Source organism: Polaromonas sp. (assembly GCF_012927485.1).
Taxonomy (GTDB): domain Bacteria; phylum Pseudomonadota; class Gammaproteobacteria; order Burkholderiales; family Burkholderiaceae_C; genus Polaromonas.
Genome location: NZ_JABBPC010000009.1, coordinates 259,610 through 265,736 on the forward strand (window position 1 = coordinate 259,610; position 6,127 = coordinate 265,736).

General features: G+C 55.9%; 7 protein-coding genes. 1 reads left to right on the plus strand and 6 read right to left on the minus strand.

Features of this window, described 5'->3' with window-relative positions; all coding sequences use genetic code 11:
• The first annotated feature begins 68 nt into the window (after positions 1-68).
• The gene (gene alaS, locus HHJ16_RS03835) at positions 69-2,705 is read left to right on the plus strand and encodes an alanine--tRNA ligase (protein ID WP_293640770.1); all 2,637 of its coding nucleotides are present in this window, start codon (positions 69-71) and stop codon (positions 2,703-2,705) included.
• 115 nt (positions 2,706-2,820) lie between these two features.
• Here alaS and dnaB read toward each other — a convergent pair whose 3' ends face one another.
• The 6 genes from dnaB to HHJ16_RS16860 all read right to left on the minus strand — a co-directional run.
• Positions 2,821-4,233: a replicative DNA helicase gene (gene dnaB / locus HHJ16_RS03840; RefSeq protein WP_293640771.1), complete on the minus strand. Its 1,413-nt coding sequence runs from the start codon at positions 4,231-4,233 to the stop codon at positions 2,821-2,823.
• A gap of 211 nt (positions 4,234-4,444) precedes the next feature.
• Positions 4,445-4,897 carry a 50S ribosomal protein L9 gene (gene rplI / locus HHJ16_RS03845; RefSeq protein WP_293640772.1) on the minus strand — a complete coding sequence of 151 codons (453 nt, stop codon included), beginning with the start codon at positions 4,895-4,897 and terminating at the stop codon, positions 4,445-4,447.
• An 11-nt stretch (positions 4,898-4,908) separates the two neighbouring features.
• Positions 4,909-5,193 carry a 30S ribosomal protein S18 gene (gene rpsR, locus HHJ16_RS03850; RefSeq protein ID WP_011801778.1) on the minus strand — a complete coding sequence of 95 codons (285 nt, stop codon included), beginning with the start codon at positions 5,191-5,193 and terminating at the stop codon, positions 4,909-4,911.
• A 10-nt stretch (positions 5,194-5,203) separates the two neighbouring features.
• Positions 5,204-5,503 (minus strand): primosomal replication protein N, encoded by a 300-nt coding sequence (gene priB, locus HHJ16_RS03855; RefSeq protein WP_293640773.1) that lies wholly within the window; start codon positions 5,501-5,503, stop codon positions 5,204-5,206.
• A 48-nt stretch (positions 5,504-5,551) separates the two neighbouring features.
• On the minus strand, positions 5,552-5,917 hold the full coding sequence (gene rpsF, locus HHJ16_RS03860; protein ID WP_293640774.1) for a 30S ribosomal protein S6: 366 nt from the start codon (positions 5,915-5,917) through the stop codon (positions 5,552-5,554).
• A gap of 133 nt (positions 5,918-6,050) precedes the next feature.
• Positions 6,051-6,127: IS3 family transposase (locus HHJ16_RS16860; RefSeq protein ID WP_366557459.1), on the minus strand; the 77-nt coding region annotated here is incomplete at its 5' end.

A 6,127-nucleotide genomic window follows, 5' to 3' on the forward strand; every position in this document is an offset into this window, starting at 1 on the left:
AACAGCCTGCCCGCACTTGCAACAGCCCAATGTCGTTCAATGCCCTTTCATCAGAATTAATTCCCACCATGAACACTCCCACTTTCACTGTCGCAGAAATTCGCAAGACATTTCTGGACTTCTTTGCGTCCAAGGGCCACACCATAGTGCCGTCCAGCTCGCTGGTGCCGGGCAACGACCCCACCCTGATGTTCACCAACTCGGGCATGGTTCAGTTCAAGGACGTGTTTCTGGGGATCGACAAACGCCCGTACGTCCGGGCCGCGTCGGTGCAGGCTTGTCTGCGTGCGGGTGGCAAACACAATGATTTGGAGAACGTCGGCTACACCGCGCGCCACCACACTTTCTTCGAGATGCTGGGTAACTGGAGCTTTGGCGACTATTTCAAGCGCGAGTCGCTCAAATGGGCCTGGGAATTGCTGACCGAGGTCTACAAGTTGCCCGCAGATAAATTATGGGCCACGGTGTATATCGATGATGACGAAGCCTACGATATTTGGACCCAAGAAATCGGTCTCCCGCCTGAACGCGTGGTGCGTATCGGTGACAACAAAGGCGCCAAGTACGCGAGCGACAATTTTTGGATGATGGCCGACACCGGCCCCTGCGGTCCTTGCAGCGAAATCTTTTTTGACCATGGCCCTGAAATCCCCGGTGGCCCTCCCGGTTCGCCAGACCAAGACGGAGACCGATACATCGAAATCTGGAACAACGTGTTCATGCAGTTCGACATGCAGCCCGATGGTTCTGTCAAGCCGCTTCCAGCGCCTTGCGTGGACACCGGCATGGGCTTGGAGCGTTTGGCTGCCATCATGCAGCACGTGCACAGCAATTACGAAATCGATATTTTCGAGGCACTGATCAAAGCCGCCTCACGCGAAACCGGCGAAAAAGACCTGGGCAATAAATCGCTTCGAGTGATTGCCGACCATATCCGTGCCACCGCATTTTTGGTCAGCGACGGCGTCAACCCGTCCAACGAGGGCCGCGGTTATGTGCAGCGCCGCATCATCCGGCGAGCCATCCGTCACGGCTACCAGCTCGGCAAAAAAACCCCTTTCTTTCACAAGCTGGTGGCAGATCTGGTTACGTTAATGGGTGATGCCTATCCTCGGCTGGCTGATGACGAAAAACACATTACCGAGGTACTCAAGGCCGAGGAAGAGCGCTTTTTCGAAACACTGGAAGTTGGCATGCAAATTCTGGACACCGCTTTGGCGGATGGTGCAAAACTCCTGTCGGGCGATGTGGCGTTCAAGCTGCATGACACCTACGGCTTTCCGCTCGACCTCTCGGCAGACGTCTGCCGCGAGCGTGGTGTTGAAGTCGACGAAGCCGGTTTTCACGCGGCCATGGACAAACAAAAAAATCAGGCACGCGCTGCTGGCAAATTCAAGATGGACCGTGCACTCGACTACACCGGCGAAGGCCATCCATTCACCGGCTACACCTTGCTTGAAGAGCGCGCTAAAGTTGTGGCGCTTTACGTCGAAGGGTTGGCGGTACAGGCGCTCAATGTCGGACAAAACGGTATCGTCGTTTTGAACACGACGCCTTTTTATGCCGAAAGCGGTGGCCAGGTGGGCGACCAGGGTCGTATCGTGGCGGGCGAAACGACCAAAGATGCGCAGTTTGAAGTCCACGACACGCAAAAAATCAAAGCCGATGTTTTTGGCCATCATGGCAGCGTGAGCTACGGCTCGCTAAGAGTGGGCGATAGCGTGACCGCACAGGTCAACACTGCCTTGCGTCACGCCACCATACGCAACCACAGCGCAACCCATTTGATGCACAAAGCCCTCCGTGAGGTGCTGGGGGCGCATGTGCAGCAAAAGGGCAGCCTGGTCAACGCCGAGCGCACCCGCTTTGACTTTGCCCACAACGCGCCGCTGACGGACGAACAGATTCGCGACGTCGAAGTGCTTGTCAATGAAGAAGTTCTGGCCAACGTGGCGACCAACGCTAGCGAGATGACCATGGAAGCTGCCCAAAAGACGGGCGCCATGATGCTGTTTGGTGAAAAATATGGGGATACCGTACGCGTGCTGAGCATCGGTTCCAGCAAGGAGTTGTGCGGTGGCACGCATGTGAGCCGAACCGGTGACATCGGCCTGTTCAAGATTGTTACCGAGAGCGGTGTGGCCTCGGGTGTGCGCCGCGTGGAAGCCATCACCGGCATGCACGCAGTGAAGTGGGTACAGGATTTGCACTCGGAAGTTGTTGAGGTTGCGGCCCTGCTCGGTACGAATCGGGAAGGTCTTTATCAAAAGTCATTCAACCTTCGCAAGCAAGGACCAGAGCTTGAAAAGGAGATTGCTGCGCTCAAAGGCAAGTTGGCTTCCTCGCAGGGCGACGACCTAATGCTACGGGCGGTGGACGTCAACGGCCTGAAGGTACTCGCTGCGCGGCTGGACGGTGCCGACGCCAAAACGTTGCGCGACACCATGGACAAGCTCAAGGACAAGCTCAAAACGGCGGTCATTGTCTTGGCGGCTGTGGACGCCAACAAGGTGCAGATCGCAGCCGGCGTAACCAGCGACAGCACGGGCAAGATCAAGGCGGGAGAGTTGGTGAATTTTGTGGCTCAGCAGGTGGGCGGCAAAGGCGGTGGCAAGGCCGACATGGCCATGGCCGGCGGCACCGATGCCTCCCATCTGGATAATGCACTTGAATCCGTGCTAGCGTGGGTAACCGAACGGGTTTGACCAAATCAGGTCTGCCGATTTAGCTATCTAATTAATAGCTCCTTGCCCCCGTGCTCCGCCAGTAAAACAATCAGAAACGTATTTAGTTGATAGCGGCGGCGCGGGCCGACTAGTCTCAATAGTCGCCGGTAGCCCCATTCGCCAAGCTCTCAAACTTAGTAATGCGACTGATAAACGCCAGCTTCACAGTTCCGGTCGGGCCGTTGCGCTGTTTGCTGATAATGACCTCGGCCACACCAGGTTCCTTGCAGGCTTCTTTGGTGTAGTACTCGTCGCGGTAGATGAACATGATGATGTCGGCATCCTGCTCGATGGCGCCAGATTCGCGCAAGTCGCTCATCATCGGTCGCTTGTCGGTGCGTGACTCGACGGCGCGGCTGAGCTGCGACAGAGCAATCACAGGACACTGCAGTTCCTTCGCCAGCGATTTAAGACCGCGCGAAATCTCGCCAACCGCTGTGGCGCGATTTTCGTCGTTCATGCTGGTCGATACGCTCATCAGCTGCAGGTAGTCAACCACGATCAGGCCCAGCTTGCCGCACTGGCGAGCCAAACGCCTGGCATTGGCGCGCAGTTCACTGACGGTGAGCCCTGCAGTTTCGTCGATGTGCAGCGAAATGTTGCGCAGCTTCTCGATCGCTTCCGTCAAACGAGGCCACTCTTCGTCCGTCAGGGCGCCGGTGCGCAAGTGGGTCTGGTCAATGCGACCGATGGAGCCGACGATACGGACCGCGAGCTGCGACGCCCCCATCTCCATGGAAAACACGGCAACCGGGAGGCCTTCGTTCAGCGCCACATGCTCGGCGATATTGATGGCGAGAGCTGTTTTACCCATGGACGGGCGGGCTGCCAAAATAACAAGATCACCGGCCTGAAAACCGGAGGTCAGGCGATCAAGGTCATAAAAACCGGTGGGCACGCCAGTGACGTCGTTCGGGTTTTCCGACATTTCGGTGACGCGGTCGAGCAGGTCCACCACCAGGGTATCCATACTCTGGAATCCCTGCAACGAACGAGAACCCTGCTCACCGATATTGAAGATTTTTTGCTCAGCTTCGTCAAGGATCGTCGAAACCGCTTTGCCCTGCGGGTTGAAAGCATTGGTGGCGATCTCATCAGAGGCAGAGACGAGCTTTCGCAGAATGGAGCGTTCCCGAACAATCTCTGCATAACGCCGAACGTTGCTTGCGCTGGGCACGTACTGGGCCAGCGAGTTGAGGTAGCTCAGTCCACCTACCTCGTCCGCTTTCCCCAGGCTTTGCAGGCGCTCGTAGACCGTGATGATGTCGGCCGGTTTGGAGGCGTTGATTAACGCGCCCACAGCGGCATAGATCAGCTGGTGTTCGTGGCGGTAGAAGTCCTGGTCGCTGAGCAAGTCCCCCACACGGTCCCAGGCACTGTTGTCGAGCAACAGACCGCCTAAGACGCTCGATTCACCTTCGATCGAGTGCGGTGGGATACGCAATTGGGCAATCTGTCGGTCAGTGCCGTAGCGGGGATCGTCATAGGGAGAAAGTACGGCTGACATCAGTTTCCTTGGAAGACGCTAAATGGTACGCCGGGAGCGTGAAAATGCGGAGGATAAACCTGTGGATAAGCATTGGAAATTCGGTGGAAATGTGACGTAAGCACGTGCACAAGCGCGAGTGCCGACCGGATCAAGGCCATTACCTGCTTATTTCACTCAAAAGAAAAAAGCCGCTCCGAGGAGCGGCTTTTCAGGACAGCGCGATTTCAGTTTAGGCGGTTTCGCCGTAGACCGTTACCGTAATGTCAACCGTCACGTCAGTATGCAGTGCAACGCTCACGGCGTGGTCGCCGACAGTTTTCAGCGGGCCGTTAGGCATGCGGATCTGAGCTTTAACCACTGCGAAGCCTTGCTTGGCGACCTCTTGCGCAATATCGGCGTTGGTGACCGAACCAAACAGCCGGCCATCGACGCCAGCTTTTTGCGTGAGCTTCACGGTGGTACCACCGAGCTTTTCGCCCTGCGCTTGTGACTCGGCCAGCTTGGCAGCGGCTGCTTTCTCAAGTTCAGCGCGTTTGACTTCAAATTCCTTAATGGCGGCTGCCGTAGCGCGACGGGCGCGACCGGACGGGATCAGGAAATTGCGTGCGTAGCCATCTTTAACTTTGACGACTTCACCCAGATTTCCCAGGTTAATGACTTTGTCGAGCAGAATAATTTGCATGGTCGTGCTCCTTACAGGCTACGGTGCTGGTCGCTGTAAGGCAGCATCGCGAGGAAGCGAGCGCGCTTGACGGCGGTGTTGATCTGGCGCTGAAAAATCGCGCGAGTGCCGGTCAGGCGTGCAGGAATGATTTTCCCGTTTTCAGATACAAAATCGCGCAGGGTGTCGATGTCTTTGTAGTCGATTTCCTCAACGCCTGCAGCGGTGAAGCGGCAGAACCGCTTGCGCTTGAACAGCAGGGATTGTGTATTGCGCTTAGGGCGCTTGTCTTTGTTGAAACGTTTTGGTCCGGCCATGATGGACTCCTTAAATAGGGTTCAGTACTTGTTCGAAAGCTTGAATATGAAAAACAACGCTCTTGCTGGTACGCGCATTGATGAGAAACCCGGTGAACTTAAAAGCTTTGCCTAAAGTTAGCTGGACTGTTTGTTCAGCCAGCGCTCCGAAAGCAACCGCCTTAATCGTTAACTTGACCTGTCTGGTAACGCCGACTTCAGACATTTCAGACTCGTGTTCGAGGATGAAATTGACAGCGGGTATTCCAGCGGGCGTGTAGCGAAGAGGACTAGCCTCGGCGATACAAGCGGTCAGTTCAACGTAGTTCACTGCAGGGTCATTGGCGCAGCAGCGAGTGGTTCAACAGCATAAGGGCAATTACGCCGCATACTCCTGCTGTTGGGTTTTACGGGCTTCTTCCCTCTCGACGTTGCGCATCATGAGGGACGGGCCGGTTTCGGCTTTTTTCTTGACCACGGTCAGGTGGCGCAGCACGGCATCGTTGAATTTGAACGCGTGCTCAATTTCTTCCATCACGGCTTGGCTTGCTTCGATGTTGATGCAAAGGTAATGGGCTTTGCCGAGTTTCTGGATCAGGTACACCAGTTGGCGACGGCCCCAATCTTCAACACGATGCACTTTTCCGCCGCCGGCGGTAATCATGCCCTTGTAACGTTCCAGCATGGCTGGGACTTGCTCGCTTTGATCCGGGTGGATCAGCAAGACGATCTCGTAGTGACGCATAAACTCTCCTTTTGGTTGTGTGGTAGCTGCCCCAGCGTCGGTGAGGGTGCAGCAAGGCGAAGCCCATGATTATAGTTTGAATTGCCCCGGGTTTGAACTGACCCCCAGAAGTTGGACATTGTGCTCCCGCCGATCAGACGGTATTTTTCAGCCGGTATTCCACCGGGCTGAGTCCTTTCAAGCTGAGCTTGATGCGCTTGTGGTTGTAGT